This window comes from Streptomyces sp. NBC_01264 (assembly GCF_026340675.1).
Classification (GTDB): Bacteria; Actinomycetota; Actinomycetes; order Streptomycetales; family Streptomycetaceae; genus Streptomyces.
Genome location: NZ_JAPEOX010000001.1, coordinates 1,622,799 through 1,638,484 on the forward strand (window position 1 = coordinate 1,622,799; position 15,686 = coordinate 1,638,484).

12 protein-coding genes and 1 pseudogene are annotated in these 15,686 nt (G+C 70.3%); 4 read left to right on the forward strand and 9 right to left on the reverse strand.

Going from position 1 to position 15,686, the window contains the following annotated elements; all coding sequences use genetic code 11:
• Nucleotides 1-132 precede the first annotated feature (132 nt).
• From OG435_RS07320 to OG435_RS07345, 6 genes and pseudogenes are all read right to left on the reverse strand, one after another.
• Entirely contained in the window at nt 133-2,532 is a 2,400-nt protein-coding gene (locus tag OG435_RS07320) for a glycoside hydrolase family 65 protein (RefSeq protein WP_266876009.1), read from the reverse strand.
• Nucleotides 2,529-3,284: an HAD family hydrolase gene (locus tag OG435_RS07325; protein WP_266876010.1), complete on the reverse strand. Its 756-nt coding sequence runs from the start codon at nt 3,282-3,284 to the stop codon at nt 2,529-2,531. The genes OG435_RS07320 and OG435_RS07325 overlap by 4 nt, the downstream gene beginning before the upstream one ends.
• Entirely contained in the window at nt 3,281-3,961 is a 681-nt protein-coding gene (locus OG435_RS07330; RefSeq protein WP_266876011.1) for a helix-turn-helix domain-containing protein, read from the reverse strand. The genes OG435_RS07325 and OG435_RS07330 overlap by 4 nt, the downstream gene beginning before the upstream one ends.
• A 337-nt stretch (nt 3,962-4,298) precedes the next feature.
• A pseudogene (locus tag OG435_RS07335) lies at nt 4,299-5,134 on the reverse strand (IS5 family transposase).
• Nucleotides 5,135-5,243: 109 nt separating this feature from the next.
• Entirely contained in the window at nt 5,244-5,678 is a 435-nt protein-coding gene (locus tag OG435_RS07340) for a DUF1003 domain-containing protein (protein WP_266876012.1), read from the reverse strand.
• A 295-nt stretch (nt 5,679-5,973) separates the two neighbouring features.
• Nucleotides 5,974-7,176, reverse strand: coding sequence for an IS110 family transposase (locus tag OG435_RS07345; protein WP_266876013.1), 1,203 nt, complete (start codon nt 7,174-7,176; stop codon nt 5,974-5,976).
• Nucleotides 7,177-7,382: 206 nt separating this feature from the next.
• Here OG435_RS07345 and OG435_RS07350 point away from each other — a divergent pair, with 206 nt between their 5' ends.
• From OG435_RS07350 to OG435_RS07360, 3 genes are all read left to right on the forward strand, one after another.
• Complete coding sequence (locus OG435_RS07350) at nt 7,383-9,746, forward strand: phosphoketolase family protein (protein ID WP_266876014.1); 2,364 nt, start codon at nt 7,383-7,385, stop codon at nt 9,744-9,746.
• A gap of 117 nt (nt 9,747-9,863) precedes the next feature.
• Nucleotides 9,864-10,349 carry a Crp/Fnr family transcriptional regulator gene (locus tag OG435_RS07355; protein WP_266876015.1) on the forward strand — a complete coding sequence of 162 codons (486 nt, stop codon included), beginning with the start codon at nt 9,864-9,866 and terminating at the stop codon, nt 10,347-10,349.
• 44 nt (nt 10,350-10,393) lie between these two features.
• Nucleotides 10,394-11,083 carry a response regulator gene (locus tag OG435_RS07360; protein WP_266876016.1) on the forward strand — a complete coding sequence of 230 codons (690 nt, stop codon included), beginning with the start codon at nt 10,394-10,396 and terminating at the stop codon, nt 11,081-11,083.
• Nucleotides 11,084-11,092: 9 nt separating this feature from the next.
• Here the strand turns inward: OG435_RS07360 and OG435_RS07365 are convergent, their stop codons facing one another.
• From OG435_RS07365 to OG435_RS07375, 3 genes are all read right to left on the reverse strand, one after another.
• A complete protein-coding gene (locus tag OG435_RS07365) occupies nt 11,093-12,808 on the reverse strand; it encodes a sensor histidine kinase (protein ID WP_266876017.1) in 1,716 nt (571 codons plus the stop codon).
• A 168-nt stretch (nt 12,809-12,976) separates the two neighbouring features.
• Nucleotides 12,977-13,840 (reverse strand): universal stress protein, encoded by an 864-nt coding sequence (locus OG435_RS07370; protein WP_266876018.1) that lies wholly within the window; start codon nt 13,838-13,840, stop codon nt 12,977-12,979.
• A complete protein-coding gene (locus OG435_RS07375) occupies nt 13,837-14,745 on the reverse strand; it encodes a universal stress protein (RefSeq protein ID WP_266876019.1) in 909 nt (302 codons plus the stop codon). The genes OG435_RS07370 and OG435_RS07375 overlap by 4 nt, the downstream gene beginning before the upstream one ends.
• A 266-nt stretch (nt 14,746-15,011) precedes the next feature.
• Between OG435_RS07375 and OG435_RS07380 the strand changes: the two genes are divergently transcribed.
• On the forward strand, nt 15,012-15,647 hold the full coding sequence (locus OG435_RS07380) for a CBS domain-containing protein (RefSeq protein WP_266876020.1): 636 nt from the start codon (nt 15,012-15,014) through the stop codon (nt 15,645-15,647).
• Nucleotides 15,648-15,686: the final 39 nt, after the last annotated feature.

A 15,686-nucleotide genomic window follows, 5' to 3' on the forward strand; every position in this document is an offset into this window, starting at 1 on the left:
ATCTTGACGCTTCCTCCACTCTCCCCTCGGGGACGAGCCGTCCGTAGGGGCCCAACCGGGGCCTGAGTAGGGGCCGTTCGGCCCTCTCGTGGATGCCAGGACCCTTTGAGGGGGACCTCCTCGAAGCAGGGATCAGTCCGGTGGCAGGCGGAACAGATGCTCGTCGCCGGCCGCCACCACGACGGCCTGCCCCCCGGGCAGCATGAGGGCCAGGGGACTTTGGCAGGATTCCGGCACGGTGATGCCGAACCTCCCGGGGAGCAGGCGTACGCGGACACCGCGGTGTCCCCGGTGGCAGAGCGTGAAGGAGACGGGCTCGATCTCCCGCAGGGGGACGGGATCGACGTACAGGCCTTCGGGGCCGGCCTCCAGGCCCGTGACGCCGCGCTCCGCGAGGTCAAGGGTGCCGGCCATGGCGCCGAGGTGGATTCCCTCGCCGGTGGTGCCCCCCTGGATGTCCGTGACATCGCCGAGGAGTGCCTCCTCGCAGTACTTCCAGGCGTCCGGGTCCTTCTGGCGGGCCAGCACCCAGCCGTGGACGAGGCTGCTGAGCGTCGATCCGTGGCTGGTGCGCTGCAGGTAGTACGCTACGGTCGCCCGCCACACCGCGTCGTCGAGCCGGTAGCCGAGCCGGGCGAAGAGGGCGTACAGCTCGGCGGGCCGGAAGAGGTAGCCGAGCATGACCACGTCGGCCTGCTTCGACGCCTGGTAGCGGTTGACCGTATCCCCCTCGGCTTCCAGGATCCGGTCGAGCCGGCGGATGTCGCCGTACCGGGCGCGGTAGGCCGCCCAGTCCAGCTCGGCCAGGTCTCCGTATCCCTCGAACTGGCTGATGACGCCCCGGTGGAACGGGACGTACAGGCGACGGGACACCTCTTCCCAGTGCACGAGCGCACCGCGGTCCAGGGCGAGCCATTCGGTCAGCTCCGTCCGGCGGGCCGGGGGCAGCTCGTCGAGCAGTTCGAGCCCCTGCTGGATCACCCAGGCGGCCATGACGTTGGTGTACGCGTTGTCGTCGATTCCGGGTTCCGCGGCCTCCGGATAGGCGTCGTGGTACTCGTCCGGGCCCAGCACGCCGCAGACGCGGAACCGCCCCCGTTCCGAGTCGTAGACGGCGGCTCCGGCCCAGAAGCTCGCGATCTCCAGCAGGAGTTCCGCGCCCGGGCCGTGCAGGAAGCCGGTGTCCCCGGTGGCCCGCCCGTACCGGCAGACGTTCAGGGCCATGGCGGAGCCGACGTGGCGCTGGAGGTGCGAGTGGTCGGGGAGCCAACGGCCCGAGCGGGGGTTGAGGTGCAGGGCCTGACTCTCCTCTTGTCCCGAACTTCCGCTCTGCCAGGGGAACATGGCCCCGATCTGACCGGCTTGCCGGGCAGCGTCGCGGGCGGCCGGAAGGCGTCGGTGGCGGTACATGAGCAGGGCCCGCGCGACTTCGGGGAAGTGCAGGGTGATGTAGGGCAGGACGAAGAGTTCGTCCCAGAAGACGTGCCCCCGGTAGGCCTCGCCGTGCAGCCCCCGCGCGGGGACGCCGACGTCCAGCTCGGCGGTGTGCGGGGAGAGCGTCTGGAGCACGTGGAAGGCATGGAGGCGCAGGATCCGGCCCGTCTCCCCCGAGACGGTCAACTCCCCTTGTTCCCAAAGTCGTTCCCAGGCCGAGTGCTGTGACGTGAGCAGCTCCGGGAATCCGGGGGCCCGCGAAGCGTGCTCGATCGCGCGCGGCAGGAGGTCTCCGTTCGGCCGGTCGAGGGATGTGTACAGGGCCGCGGTCTTCACCACCGTCGCGGATCGCCGGGGAGCCACGGGCAGTCTGAACGTCTGCACCGTCCCGGCCGCGGTGGAACTCGTCATGGTGGCCGCTCGGGGTCGGGTGACCGTCTTTACGGCAAGGGCGATTTCGGTGAGGGCGGAGGTGGTACGGCAGGCGATCCATACGACGCCGTGCGGTGCGAAGCCCGTCCGGTGGTCGGTGAGGTGGCGGCCGTCGAGCCCGCCGTAGCGTTCCACCCCCGCGTTGACGACGTCCCCGTCGAGCGCTGATTCCACTTCGACCTGACCGCTCCAGCCGTACGCGTGGAAGGTGGTTCGCTGGGCCGCGAGGTAGGGGTCCCCCATGTGCACGAGGCGGACGTGAGTGACGCCGAGGCGGCGGCCGTGGCCGCTCTGGAACAGCATGTGCCGGGTGAGCGTTCCCCGGCGCAGATCGAGCACCACCTTGTGGTGCAGCAGGCCGGGGTCGTCGGGAGTCAGCCAGTCGCCCGGGCGTCCGTCGTCGGTGATGCAGCGGTAGCGCAGTGCCGTCCAGTTGGGCAGGTTGACCATGTCCTCGTTGTCTACCTGCTGGCCGGCCACGTGGGAGGTGAGCCGGTTGGAGCAGCCGGCGGCGTAGGTGGCGGGATAGTGCACGGGGCCCGCCGGGGTCTCGGGGGCCGCACCACGCGTGGCGAACCTGCCGTTGCCCAGCGTGCACAGGGCTTCGACGAGTCGCTCCGCCTTGGGGTCGTAGTGGCCGTACTCCCACGTCCACGAGGCGGTCACGGTCCGGCCCCGCAGACGGTGTCGGCGACGGCGTGGAGTTCGGCGGCGACCAGGTCCGCCCCTCGTTCCCGTAGTGCCCGCGCGGTGGCGGGGCTCGTCGTCCGGTCGAGGCCGACGACGAGGCCGAAGCGGCCGCGCCGACCGGCTTCGACGCCCGCGAGGGCGTCTTCCACCACCGCGCAGCTGGCGGGGGCTATCCCGAGGCGTACGGCCGCTTCGAGGAACAGGGCGGGGTCGGGCTTGCCCGCGAGCCCCAGTTCGGCGGCGTCCGTACCGTCCACCACCGCGTCGAAGTAGTCCAGGAGGGAGGCTGCTCCGAGAAGCGGCCGGGCGTGCCGGGAGGCCGATACGGCGGCGCAGCACACTCCGTGCGCCCGCAGCCGGGAGAGCGCCGGAGCGACGTCGGCGAAGGCCTCCACGGCCCCCGCTTCCAGCGTCCGTACGAACGCCGCCTCCTTGCGCGCGGCGACCGCCCAGACCGTGTCGTCGCCCGGTGCGCTGTCGGGAGTGCCGGCCGGCAGGTCGATGCCACGGGAGCTCAAGAAGGATTCCGCCCCGTCCAGCCGGGGCTTGCCGTCCACCCACCGGCGGTACTCACGGTCCGCGTCGAAGGGAGGCTGCCGGCCGTTCCCGGACGCGGCCCAGGCGTCCAGGCAACTGTCGAAGGCGGTCTTCCAAGCCGCGGCGTGCCGCCGTGCCGAGTCGAGCAGTACTCCGTCGGTGTCGAAGACGACGGCATCCGGGGCGCTCACCCGGATCCCACGCGCCGGCCGGAGACCCGGGTCGGGGCCACGGTCATCCAGTGCGTACGGGGTCCGCCGGCCCAGGGGAGCGAGCGGGCTACGGAGTACAGGTGGCTGACGCGTTCCCCGTCCGTGATGCCGGACAGCTCGCCGACGGCCATGACGCTCCAGCCCTCTCGCATCGCGTCGTCGATGTGGTCCACCTCGAAGGCGACCTCGGTGCCGGATGCCTCGGCGAGGCGCGAGTCGGCCGCCGTTCGGAACGCGATCTCGGCCCCGACAACGACGTAGTTGACGGGAAAGACGGCAAGCCCTTCCATCCCGGAGAAGCCCACCCGGCCGATGCCGTGGGTGGAGAGCAGCCGGTGGCACTCGGCCTCGCTCAGCACCGTCGAGGCGGAACCGCGCATCGAGGTCCCCATGCCGGGAGGACTGTCCGTCGTTCTCCCGGTCAGCTCCCCAACGGTGGTCTCCAGACCATCCGCGAGACCCACGAGCATGCCCATGCTCGGCGCTGCCGCCCGTTCTTCCACGTAGGCGATGTACGACGCGGCGGCCCCACAGCGCTCTCCTAGTTCCTCACGCGTGATTCCCAGCTCTTCGCGTCGGGCCGTCACGCGTCGCCCGAGGTCACCCCGGGCAGCCGGAACCTTGATCGGGGACGCGTCTGCCGTGGTCTCTCCCATGATCGTCACACCCTTGCGGTTCTTAGCCGGTACAGGAACTTCGGCGACGCACAGGTCGTCACCCTCAGGTTGTACCCGCCACCGGTGCACGCACAGGGCCGGACGGTCCCCTACCGGGGCCGGTCGGACCCATGCGGGGCCGCGGCCGTCCGGGCCCGGTGCGGCGGCGCCGCACCGAGGGGCACGAGTACGCGTTCGGGCTGCTGCTCGCCAGCCCGTGCCCGGGTTCGGCCACGTCTAGGCCGTCTCTTTCGGATCTTGCCGGGCCCGCGACGCCTGGCGCCGCGGGCTCGGCCGACAAGATCCGAAAGAGACGGGCTAGGGCGTGTCCGCAATGTCAGTTGGGGAGCCATAGCCGTAGGCAGGCAAGGGTGACCAGGGCTTTGTAGTGGCGGGCTCGTTTGTCGTAGCGGGTGGCGAGGGCCTTGTTCTGCTTGAGCCGGTTGAAGCAGCGTTCGACGACGTTGCGGCGCCGGTAGACCGCACGGTCGAAACGGCACAGGCTCTCGCCGCGCCGCATACGCCCGCTGATCTGGTCGACGCGCTCGGGGATCGTGCAGGCGATGCCGCGTCGCCGCAGGTAGGAGCGGATCTTGCGGGACGAGTAGCCCTTGTCGCCGACCACCCGCTCCGGCCGGGTGCGGGGCCGGCCGGGCCCGCACCGTTTGATGCGGATGCGGGCCATGACCAGCTCGAACTGCGTGCAGTCGTTCACGTTCCCGCCGGTGATCGTGAACGCGAGAGGCCGGCCCTGCCCGTCGCAGGAGAGGTGGATTTTCGTGCTCAGTCCGCCGCGGGAGCGTCCGAGTGCTTCGCCGGTCCAGGGCCCCCTTTTCGGGCCCCGGCTGCGTGCTGGTGAGCTCGCACGATCGTCGAGTCGACGCAGACGATCGTCCAGTCGACCTCGCCGATCGCATCCGCGTGCTGCTGGACGTGGGCCAGGAGCCGGTCCCAGGTTCCGTCGGCTGACCAGCGGCGGAACCGTTCATAGACCGTCTTCCACGGCCCATACCGTTCCGGCAGATCCCGCCAGGCCGCACCCGTGGACAGCTTCCACAGGATCCCGTTGAGGACCTGACGCCGGTCTCGCACCGGACGACCCATCCGGGGCGGAGCCAGCAACGGCCCGATGACATCCCAGGCCTGATCAGTCAGTTCATGACCTCGCACCACGAACGGAGTAACGACCGATCGACATTGCGGACACGCCCTAGGCGTCCTGGACTGCTGACCGAGGCCGCTCAAACTCCGACCGGGGCCGTCATGTGCGCTGTGGCCCCCTTCACCGTGCCGAGGACCCGCCGTCGCTGTCCACTTCGGGAACCAGCCGGCTGTGGAGTTCCGTGGTCATCGCGTGGATGGCACGGGTCAGTTCCGTATTGGTCTTGAGCTCCAGCTCCTGCTCGACGAAGTCGTGGTCGGCCTTCTCCTGCTGGAACACAGCCTGCCGGTTCTGGCCGATCATCACGAAGGTCGACAGGAAGATCGCCTCCAGGGAGACGACGAGGGTCAGCATCGGCCAGGGATTGGCCTCCACGAACACCATCCAGAAGGCGAAGCCGATCGCGTGGAGGTAGACGAACGGCATGGAGCCGGCGAATTTCGTGATCGCGTCGGCGACGCGCAGCTGGACATCGGCCGCCCGGTTCGTACGGTGTGCGACGACAACGGGATGATGCCGCGCCTCGGCTTCGGCCTCGGCCTGGGGTCCCTTCACCTGCCTGCCTCCTCGGGACGAGCACCCTGACACGGTTCTGTGGCCCGCATCGTCTCAAACCGGCCGGCGTTCCCGACGTACCGCCAGGCCCCGCCCTGACGGCGCGGACATGCCCCCGCAACGGCCCGACTGCCCACACTCCACGCCCGGCTGTTGTCGCAGAAGGGGCCGACCGGCCCCCATGCAGGGCCGTTCCTGCCCTTCCCGCCCCCGGCCCCGCAGGAGCACGGTTCAAGCATCGGCTCGACCGGCCCATTCCCCGGACTGCGGTTCGAAGGAGTCTCAATGATGGAAGTCAAGCCGGATGCGTGACCGGCGGAGCGGAGGTGAACTCCCTCCCGTCACGCAGCAGTGTCCACAACACACTCGCCCGTCGTCGGGCCAGGGCGATGACGGCCTGGACGTGCTTGCAGCCCTCGGCGCGCTTCTTGAGGTAGAAGTTCCGGTTCGGGCCGTCGCGGATGATGCTGGTCTGCGCGGACATGTAGAACACCCGCCGCAGTCGGCGGCTGTAGCGCTTGGGCCGATGCAGGTTGCCCGTCCGGCGGCCGGAGTCCCGGGGGACGGGTACCAGCCCGGCCGCCGAGGCCAGGTGACCGGCATCCGCGTAGGCGGTCAGGTCGCCCGCGGCGACGACGAGCTCGGCGCCGAGTATCGGGCCCATGCCGGGCATCGACTCGATGATCCCGGCCTGCGGATGGGTACGGAACGTCTCGCGGATCTGCTTGTCGACGCGCTTGAGTCGATCGTCCAGCGCCAGGATCTGCCCGGCCAGGTCGGCGCTGATCTGTCCTGCAACGTCCTCGCCGGGCAGCACCGTGTACTGGGCTCCGGCCGCTTCCAGAGCGGTGGTTGCGACGGTGTCGGCGTTACGGACGCCGCGTTTGGCCAGCCATGCCGTGAGCCTGGTCTGCCCTCGCCTACGCAGGGCGGCCGGGGTCTGGAAGCCGGTCAGCAGCACCAGTGCACCTCTGTGACTGCTGTAGTCGAAGGCCCGTTCCAGCGAGGGGAAGACACCGGTCAGCACATCGCGGAGCCGGTTGATCATGCGTACCCGGTCGGCCACCAGGTCCGAGCGGTGGGCGGTCAGCAGTGCAAGGTCGGCAGCGAGCTGGGCGGGGACCTCAATCGTGGCGAAGTCCCGCCGGTGGCGGGCGGTTTCGGCGATGACGTAGGCATCTCGGGCGTCCGTCTTGGTCTCGCCCCGGTAGGCCCCGGACATGCGGTTGACCGTGCGGCCGGGCACGTAGACGGTCTGCTGGCCATGGGCCGCGAGCAGGGCCAGCAGCAGCGCGGAGGACGTTCCGGAGATGTCCACCGCCCAGCGGACCTCGTCGGCAAGCTCCAGGATCCCGCCGAGTGCGGTCAGGATCGCCGACTCGTCATTGTCGATCTTTTTCGACCACAGGGTGCTGCCGGATTCGTCGACCACTGCTGCCCAGTGGTGTCCCTTGCCCGCGTCGATGCCGGCCCAGAGCCGGGCTCGTCGCTCGTTCATCTACCCCTCCTCGTTCCGCACGGCTTGCCGTCGGCCCGAGGGACACCCCGCTGTCATCTCCGTAATCAGCGACCGAAGCGCACATCTCAATCAGCAGCCAGGGCGCCCAAGAGAGCCGGGCGGCCACTCCTTCGAAGCCACTGAAGGCAGAGCCTCATCAGCCACACCCGGCCCTCTCGGGCCGCCTAACAACTTACGGAGCACTCATGACGACCACGTACCGGATCACTGAGCTGGACGCGCATTGGCGTGCCGCGAACTATCTGACCGCCGGCCAGATCTACCTCCTGGACAACCCGCTGCTCGCCGAGCCGTTGCGGCCGGAGCACATCAAGCCTCGCCTGCTCGGCCACTGGGGCACCGCACCCGGCCTGAACCTCGTCCACACCCACCTGAACCGGGTGATCAAGGAGCGTTCGCTGGAGGCCCTGTGCGTCTGGGGACCCGGCCACGGCGGGGCGGCGGTCCTCGCAAACTCCTGGCTGGAGGGCACGTACACCGAGACCTACCCGGACCTCGGCCGCGACACGGAAGGGATGCGCAAGCTGTTCCGCCAGTTCTCCTTCCCCGGCGGCGTGCCGAGCCACGTGGCGCCCGAGACGCCGGGCTCCGTCCACGAGGGCGGCGAGCTCGGCTACTCACTGGCCCACGCCTACGGGGCCGCCTTCGACCATCCCAGCCTGCTCGTCGCCTGCGTCATCGGTGACGGCGAGGCGGAGACGGGACCGCTGGCCGCTTCCTGGCACTCCAACAAGTTCCTGGACCCGGTCCACGACGGCGCCGTCCTACCGATCCTCCACCTCAACGGATACAAGATCGCCAACCCGACCGTGCTGTCACGGATCCCCGAGGCCGAACTCGACGCGCTGCTGCGCGGCTACGGGCACGAGCCCCTCTACGTCTCCGGCAGCGACCCCGCACTCGTCCACCCGGCCATGGCCGGAGCCATGGACCAGGCCCTCGACCGCATCCACACCATCCAGAGCGAAGCACGGGCCGCAGGCACGGATCCGGGCGCCGAGCGCGCACGCTGGCCGATGATCGTCCTGAGGACCCCCAAGGGCTGGACGGGTCCCGCCGTCGTCGACGGGCAACCCGTCGAGGGCACCTGGCGCGCCCACCAGGTGCCGCTCGCCGAAGTCCGCGAGAACCCCGAACACCTGCGGCAGCTGGAAAGGTGGATGCGCTCCTACCGGCCCGAGGAGCTCTTCGCCGGCGACGGCCGTCCGGTGTCCGCCGTACTGGCCTGCGTACCGGAAGGCGAGCGGCGCCTGGGCGCGAGCCCGTACGCCAACGGCGGCCGGCTGCTGCGCTCGCTCCCCCTGCCCGGGCTCGACGCGTGGGCCGTCCCCGTGGAGAAGCCCGGAAGCACCCTGCACGAGCCCACCCGCGTGCTCGGCCGCTACCTCGCGCAGGTCATGGCGGCCACGGCGGGACGGCGGGACTTCCGGGTCGTAGGACCGGACGAAACGGCGAGCAACCATCTCGACGACCTGTACGCGGTGACGGGCAAGGCCTGGCAGGGCATGACGGAACCCACCGACCAGCACCTCTCCCGCGACGGCCGGGTCATGGAGATCCTCTCCGAGCACGTGTGCCAGGGCTGGCTGGAGGGGTACCTCCTCACGGGCCGCCACGGACTGTTCTCCACCTACGAGGCCTTCGCCCACATCGTGGACTCCATGGTCGGTCAGCACATCAAATGGCTCAAGAACGCCCGCGAGCTGAGCTGGCGCGCACCCATCGCCTCCCTCAACTACCTGCTCACCTCGCACGTCTGGCGCCAGGACAGCAACGGCTTCTCCCACCAGGACCCCGGCTTCGTCGACCACGTCCTCAACAAGAGCCCCGAGGTCGTACGGGTCTACCTGCCGCCGGACGCCAACACCCTCCTCGCCGTGGCCGATCACGCCCTGCGCAGCCGCGACCGGGTCAACGTGATCGTCGCGGGCAAGCAGCCCTGCCACGACTGGCTGGCCATGGACGCGGCACGGGCACACGTCGCACGGGGCGCCGGAGTCTGGGCGTGGGCCGGGACCGACGACGGGACCCGCGCACCCGACGTCGTACTGGCCTGCGCTGGGGACGTGCCGACCCTGGAGGTCCTCGCAGCCGCGGCCCTGCTGCGTCAGCACCTCCCGGAGCTGGCCGTGCGCGTGGTCAACGTCGTCGACATCGCCCGACTCATGCCGCGGTCCGAGCACCCGCACGGCATGACGGACCCCGAGTACGACGCGCTCTTCACCACCGACAAGCCGGTGGTCTTCGCGTACCACGGCTATCCGTGGCTGATCCACCGCCTCGCCTACCGCCGGACCGGCCATCCGAACCTGCACGTGCGCGGCTACAGGGAGTCCGGCACCACCACCACCCCCTTCGACATGGTCGTGCGCAACGACCTCGACCGGTACCGGCTCGTCATGGACGTCATCGACCGCGTCCCCGGCCTCGCCGGCCGCGCCGAAGGCCTGCGCCGGAGCATGTGCGACCAGCGGATCCGCCACCACGACTGGATCCGCTCCCACGGCACCGATCTCCCTGAGGTCGCCGACTGGTCCTGGCCTTACTGATCAGCCCGCCCGAGCTGGCACGGGTGGGCCGCCCGGGTCGGAGAGGGTACCGATCGGCCCTTTCCGGGCAGGCCGCCGCCGACGGAGTGTGAAGGTGGACCCGAACGGAGAAACGCCATGAGCACCTCCTCCCCCCACCGGCTCACCTCCTCCCCCAACCGCTTCGACCACGCCCTCTCCCCGGAACACCGTGGCAGCCTGCTGGCCCTCGCCCACGAGGCGGACTTCCCCGCCGGCACGCGCATGTACAACCAGGGCGGGCACACCAGCCACTTCTGGGTCATCCGGTCGGGGAACGTCGGCATGGACGTGCACGTACCCGGCCGGCAGGCCGCGGTGGTCGAGACCGTCGGCCCCGGCGAGCTCGTCGGCTGGTCCTGGCTGTTCCGCCCCTACACCTGGCACTTCGGCGCCGAGGCCATGACGCCGGTGCGCACCGACGAGTTCGACGCCGCCGCCGTGCGCGAGCTGATGGACACCGACCCCGCCCTCGCCTCCGCGATGTGGCAGTGGGTGGGCCAGGTGCTCGCCCACCGGCTCGTCTCCGCCCACGTCCGGCTCCTCGACCTGTACGCACCCCACGGCAGCGGAACCCACATCTGAGACAATAGACCCGAGACGTATCCCGACCCGAGAGTGTGGCGTGGATGTCCGATGCACCAGCTGCCGCCCAGGACCCCATCCGGGTGTTCCTCCTCGACGACCACGAGGTCGTCCGGCGCGGCTTGCACGATCTGCTGGACTCCGAGCCCGACATCGAGGTGGTGGGCGAGGCGGGAACGGCCGCACAGGCCCTGGCCAGGGGGCCCGCCCTGCGGCCGGACGTGGCGGTGCTCGACGTACGGCTGCCCGACAGCGACGGCATCACCGTCTGCCGCGAACTCCGCTCACGCATGCCGGACCTCGCCTGCCTCATGCTGACGTCCTTCGACGATGAGGAGGCCCTCCTCGACGCCATCATGGCCGGAGCGGCCGGGTACGTCCTGAAACAGATCAAGGGCTCGGACCTGCTCACCGCCATCCGGACGGTGGCGACGGGCCAGTCGATGCTCGACCCCGCGACCACCGCGCGCCTGATGAGTTCACTCCGGGATCCGGCCGCCGGGAAACCGCCCGGGGACGAGCGGCTGACGGTCCTCTCCGAGCGCGAGCGCGCCGTACTCGAACTCATCGGCGAAGGACTCACCAACCGTCAGGTCGGCAAACGGCTCTTCCTGTCCGAGAAGACGGTCAAGAACCACATCTCGCGACTGCTCGCCAAACTGGGCGTCGAACGCCGTGTGCAGGCCGCCGTCATCGCCGCCGAGGTCCGCGAACACGACGAGACCGGCCGCTGAGACCCGCGCTCACCTGGTGGGGCCCAGCGGGATCCGCCAGTCCAGACGCGTTCCGCAACTGCCGGAATGCGGCGAGACGGACAGCTTGCCCCCGCGGGCCTCGGCGCGCTCCGCGAGGTTGCGCAGACCACTCCGACGGCCACCGTCCGCGAGACCCACCCCGTCGTCACTCACCGTCACGGCCAGCACGCCGTCCGCCAGGACGATCCCGACCTCCACCCGCGCCGCCCGCGCGTGCCGGGCCACGTTGGTCAGAGCCTCCCCCAGCACCGCCACCACGTCGTCGGCGACCGGCACCGGTACATCCGTGTCGATCAGACCCTCCATACGCAGGGCGGGAGCGAAGCCCAGTACCGCCGCCGCCGCGCCCACGGCGCGCACCGTGCGGGCCCGGAGCCTCGGACTGCTGCCCGCCGCCTCGTGGTCGCGCAGTCCGAAGATGGTTGTACGGATGATCTTGATCGTCTCGTCCAGGTCGTCGATCGCCCGGCTCAGCCGCTCGGACGCCTCGGGGTGCTCCACGAAGCGCTGGGCGCTTTGCAACGTCATGCCCGTCGCGAAGAGCCGCTGGATCGCGAGATCGTGCAGGTCGCGGGCGATCCGGTCACGGTCTTCCAGCAAGCTCACCTGCTCGCTGTCCCGGCGCCGGTCCGCGAGCTCCAGGGCCAGGGCGGCCTGTCCCGCGAAGCCGGGCAGGGGCGCCACCTCGGCCCCGGCGAAGGCCCGCCGGCCAGTACGCCTCGCCAGCATCAGCACGCCGCGCAGCTTCGCCCTGGTGCCCACCGTGACGGCCACGGCCGGGCCGAAGCCCGTCCATGCGTCCGGCTGCGCCGCGATCCGGGCGTCGGTGGCCACATCGGCCAAGGTGATCAGTCCGTCCGGGGCCAGGGTGAGTGCGGCGAGTATCCCCTCGCCGCCGGGCAGCACGATCCCGCGGTGCGCTTCGGCACCCGCGCCCAAGGCCAGGGAGCCGCGCAGCTCGCCGCTGGGCCCCGACTGGTAGAAGACACACATCTCGGCCGAGATGATGTCGCGGGCGCGCTCGAGCATGCCTTCCAGTACCTCGATCTCGGAGGAGCCGGACAGCAACGCGTTCGTGAAGTCCGAGCCGGCCTCCAGCCAGCGCTCCCGAAGGCGGACCTCTTCGTACAAGCGGGCGTTGTCCACAGCGACACCGGCAGCGACCGCGAGTGTGGACAGGACCCCCTCGTCCTCCGCGTCGAAGCCCTTCCCGCCCCGCTTCTCCGTCAGGTAGAGATTGCCGAACACCTCACCCCGGGCCCGTATCGGTACACCGAGGAAGGAACGCATCGGCGGATGGTGTTCCGGAAAGCCGGCGGAGGCCGGGTGCTCCGAGAGGTCTCCCAGGCGCAGCGGCCGCGGGTGCCTGATCAGCTCGCCCAGCAGTCCATGCCCGGCGGGTAGGGCTCCGATCCGCGCCCGGAGCTGGTCGCTGATGCCCACCGGGAGGAACTCCGCGAGCTTCTCGTCGGCTCCCACCACGCCCAGTGCCCCGTACTCCGCGTCCACCAGGACGACCGCGGCCTCCACGATGCCCCGCAGCACCTGGGCCAGGTCCAGCTCCTGCCCCAGCGACATGACCGCTTCCAACAGGCCTGTCAGCCGGTCCCGGGTATCCCGCGCGTCGTTGACCTCTGCCTGGAGCGCGTCAAGCCTCGGCTGCGGAATCCGGCTCGTCGGCGCTTCGCGATCATCCCCGACCATGGGCACCTCCGCCAGTATCGAGGGGCTCTGCGCACCAGCCCGGCCTTCAGCCTAGTCCCCCTTCCCACAGGCCGGTCATTTCCGAAGCCTTGCGTGGGAGATGAGGGGCGTCGAGCCGTGGCGAATCCGGTCAGGCTGTTGCCCCTGAGCGAGGGGCTTGGGGTCCGTTCATTTGCCCGGGACGGTGACGACCGGGCAGTGCGCACGGTGCAGCAGCCCGTGGACGACCGATCCGAGCCGGATGCCCGTGTAGCCGCCCCTGCCCCGTCGGCCCACGACCAAGGCCAAGGCGTGATCAGCTGCCATGGCGAGGCACTCCACCGGGTGCCCGGTCAGCACCTCGTGGGTGAGCTTCACGTCCGGGTACTCCTGCACCCAGCCTGCGGCCGTCTCGGTGAGCATGCGGCGCTGGGCCCCCACAGCCGCCGTCTCGTTCTGGAAGGAGAAGACGGGTGGCTGCCACACCGAGATCGCGTGCAGCTCGCAGCCCCGCAGGCTGGCCTCCTGGAAGGCCACGGCCGTGGCCTTCTTGGACGCTTCGCTGCCGTCGACTCCGACGACAAGACGGGGCGGACCCGTGACAACGCCCTCGGAGCCTCCCACCACGACGACCCGGCAGTCCGCCTGCGCCGTGACGGGCAGCACGACGGAGCAACCGCTGAAGATCTCCTCGGGCCGGGTCAGGTGCCGCGAGCCGAGGACGACCATGCGCGCATGTCTAGACGTGCCGCAGAGCACTGGTGCCGGGTATCCGTCGCGCAGCACGGTTGCCAGTTCCGTCCCGGAGTGGCGCTCACGCGCCCAGACCGCGGCCTCTTCGAGAGCCTCCGAGCTGGCTTGGCGTACGGCATCGTGCTGAGCGGTGTCGTCGACCATGTGCTCGGTGTCGTGGGGCGAGGGCACGGCCAGGACGAGTCGGAGCCGTACATTGCGACGGTGTGCCTCGTCGGCAGCCCAGGCGAGGGGCAGGAGCCACCTTCCGGTGGGGTCGATCCCCACCATGATGTCCCTTCCTTCCGCGATGTCCGTCATGACGCGTCGCTCCCCTGCTCCTCGTCGCGCCGCGGAATGAGCTCCACGGGGCAGTGCGAGTGGTGCAGGAGACTGTGGGTGGTACGTCCCAGGGTGGGTCCGAAGTATCCGGGTGATCTCCGGCCTCCCATGACGAACAGGTCAGCGTGACGTGACGCCTCGACCAGGACCGAAGCCACCGAGACGCTCTTCTCCGCAACGGTGTTCACCGTCACCGCGGGAAACTCCTCGCGTACCCGGTCGGCCACGGACTTCAGACTCCGGACATGGCGGCCGGCGAGCTCGTCGACGTCATCGAGCATGGTGACGGCGGTTCCGGCGTACTGGAGTATGTTCCACACGGTCAGCAGCCGCAGCGTTGCCTTGCGCAGCTCCGCTTCGCGGGCGGCGCGTCGTGCCGATTCGAGGTCGTACTCGTCCCGGACCGCCGCCAGCACCACCCCGCTCTCGGCAAGGTCCTCGCCGCCTCGTACCACGATGACGGGGGTCGTCGCGGCTGCCACGACCCTCAGACCGACCGAACCGAGCCGCAGGGCCTCGAACCCACCCAGACCTCGGTGACCTACCACGGTGGTGCCGTACTTCGCCCCCACTCGGTGCAGACCGAAGACGGGGTCCCTGCGGCTGTACTCCGTGGTGACGTGGAGGCCGGGGAACCGCTCCGAGACCGCGGCGGCCGTGACCTCCAGCAGATCGCGGCCCTCCGCGTGGACGCGTTCGATGATCTGAGCCGAGAGGTAGAAGATCCGGTCGGCGGTGTCGCCCGCGTAGAAGATGTGAAGGGTGCTGCTGCGCCGCGACGCTTCGGCGGCGGCCCAGAAGGCCGCTGTCAGTGCAGTGCTCGATCCGTCGACACCGACGACGACCGAGCCGAGGTCCGGACGGTGTTGGGTGGAGCCTTCCATGGCTTCCTCCTCTGTCGAACAGCGTCGGGGATGCCTTCACCCTGCCACCCGGGCCCGCGCGAGGAACGGGCCGCAAGGGTCAGTCAAGGGACCGAAGGTCCCTTGCCCGCCACGCGCCGCCTCACCGGCAGTGCACCACAGGGACCTGTCAGGCCTGAGGGAGGACCGTTCGGCCCCTCGCACTGCGGGCGTACGGGGCGGATGGTGGCTGGTGAGGGCGCTCCGCAAGATGCGCTCACCGGCCGAAGCCGACAGGAGGGCCGCAGATGAAGCACGCCAAGGTCGGCTTCCTGATGACCGACGAGGTCGTCTCGGTCCTCGGGCTGACCCCGTCCACGGACGTGGCCGCGCTGCTCGTCGAGCACGACATCAGCGGAGTGCCGGTCGTGGACGCGGACGATCGCGTCCTCGGGGTCGTTTCGAGGAGCGATCTGCTCGTCCAAGACCACCTCACCGCAAAGGAGTTGATGACCACACCGGCCGTCACGATCCACGCCGAACAGACCGTCACCGAGGCCGCCCGCCTCATCACCCGACGCGGTGTGACGCGCCTGCCGGTGATCGACGACGAGGACCGGCTGGTCGGCATCGTGACCCGCCGGGACCTGCTGCGCGTGTTCCTCCGCCCTGACCACGAGATACGCCGCGTGCTGGTCGAGGACGTGCTGGCGGACACGATGGGCATCGGCGCCGACGCCGTGAGCGTGCGCGTCGCGGACGGGGTCGTCACCCTGGCCGGCCGGCTGCCCGAGAGCAGCCAGATTCCCGTCGCGCTCCGGCTCGCCGGACAGTTGGACGGTGTGGTGGCGGTCATCGACAGGCTCACGGCGCACTCCGACGACGCCCGCACCCGCATCCGCACCGCTCCACTGGACCGCGGCGCCGAGGATGCACCCCGCTGATCCCGGGTGTGGACCGTTCGACCCCTGCCCGCCCCACTC

Excerpts from the sequence above, each read along its gene's own strand:
- OG435_RS07380 (WP_266876020.1), top strand. The coding sequence starts at position 15,012 with ATGAAGCACGCCAAGGTCGGCTTCCTGATGACCGACGAGGTCGTCTCG.
- OG435_RS07350 (WP_266876014.1), top strand. The coding sequence starts at position 7,383 with ATGACGACCACGTACCGGATCACTGAGCTGGACGCGCATTGGCGTGCC.
- OG435_RS07375 (WP_266876019.1), bottom strand. The coding sequence starts at position 14,745 with ATGGAAGGCTCCACCCAACACCGTCCGGACCTCGGCTCGGTCGTCGTC.
- OG435_RS07355 (WP_266876015.1), top strand. The coding sequence starts at position 9,864 with ATGAGCACCTCCTCCCCCCACCGGCTCACCTCCTCCCCCAACCGCTTC.
- OG435_RS07330 (WP_266876011.1), bottom strand. The coding sequence starts at position 3,961 with ATGGGAGAGACCACGGCAGACGCGTCCCCGATCAAGGTTCCGGCTGCC.
- OG435_RS07365 (WP_266876017.1), bottom strand. The coding sequence starts at position 12,808 with ATGGTCGGGGATGATCGCGAAGCGCCGACGAGCCGGATTCCGCAGCCG.
- OG435_RS07370 (WP_266876018.1), bottom strand. The coding sequence starts at position 13,840 with ATGACGGACATCGCGGAAGGAAGGGACATCATGGTGGGGATCGACCCC.
- OG435_RS07360 (WP_266876016.1), top strand. The coding sequence starts at position 10,394 with ATGTCCGATGCACCAGCTGCCGCCCAGGACCCCATCCGGGTGTTCCTC.
- OG435_RS07345 (WP_266876013.1), bottom strand. The coding sequence starts at position 7,176 with ATGAACGAGCGACGAGCCCGGCTCTGGGCCGGCATCGACGCGGGCAAG.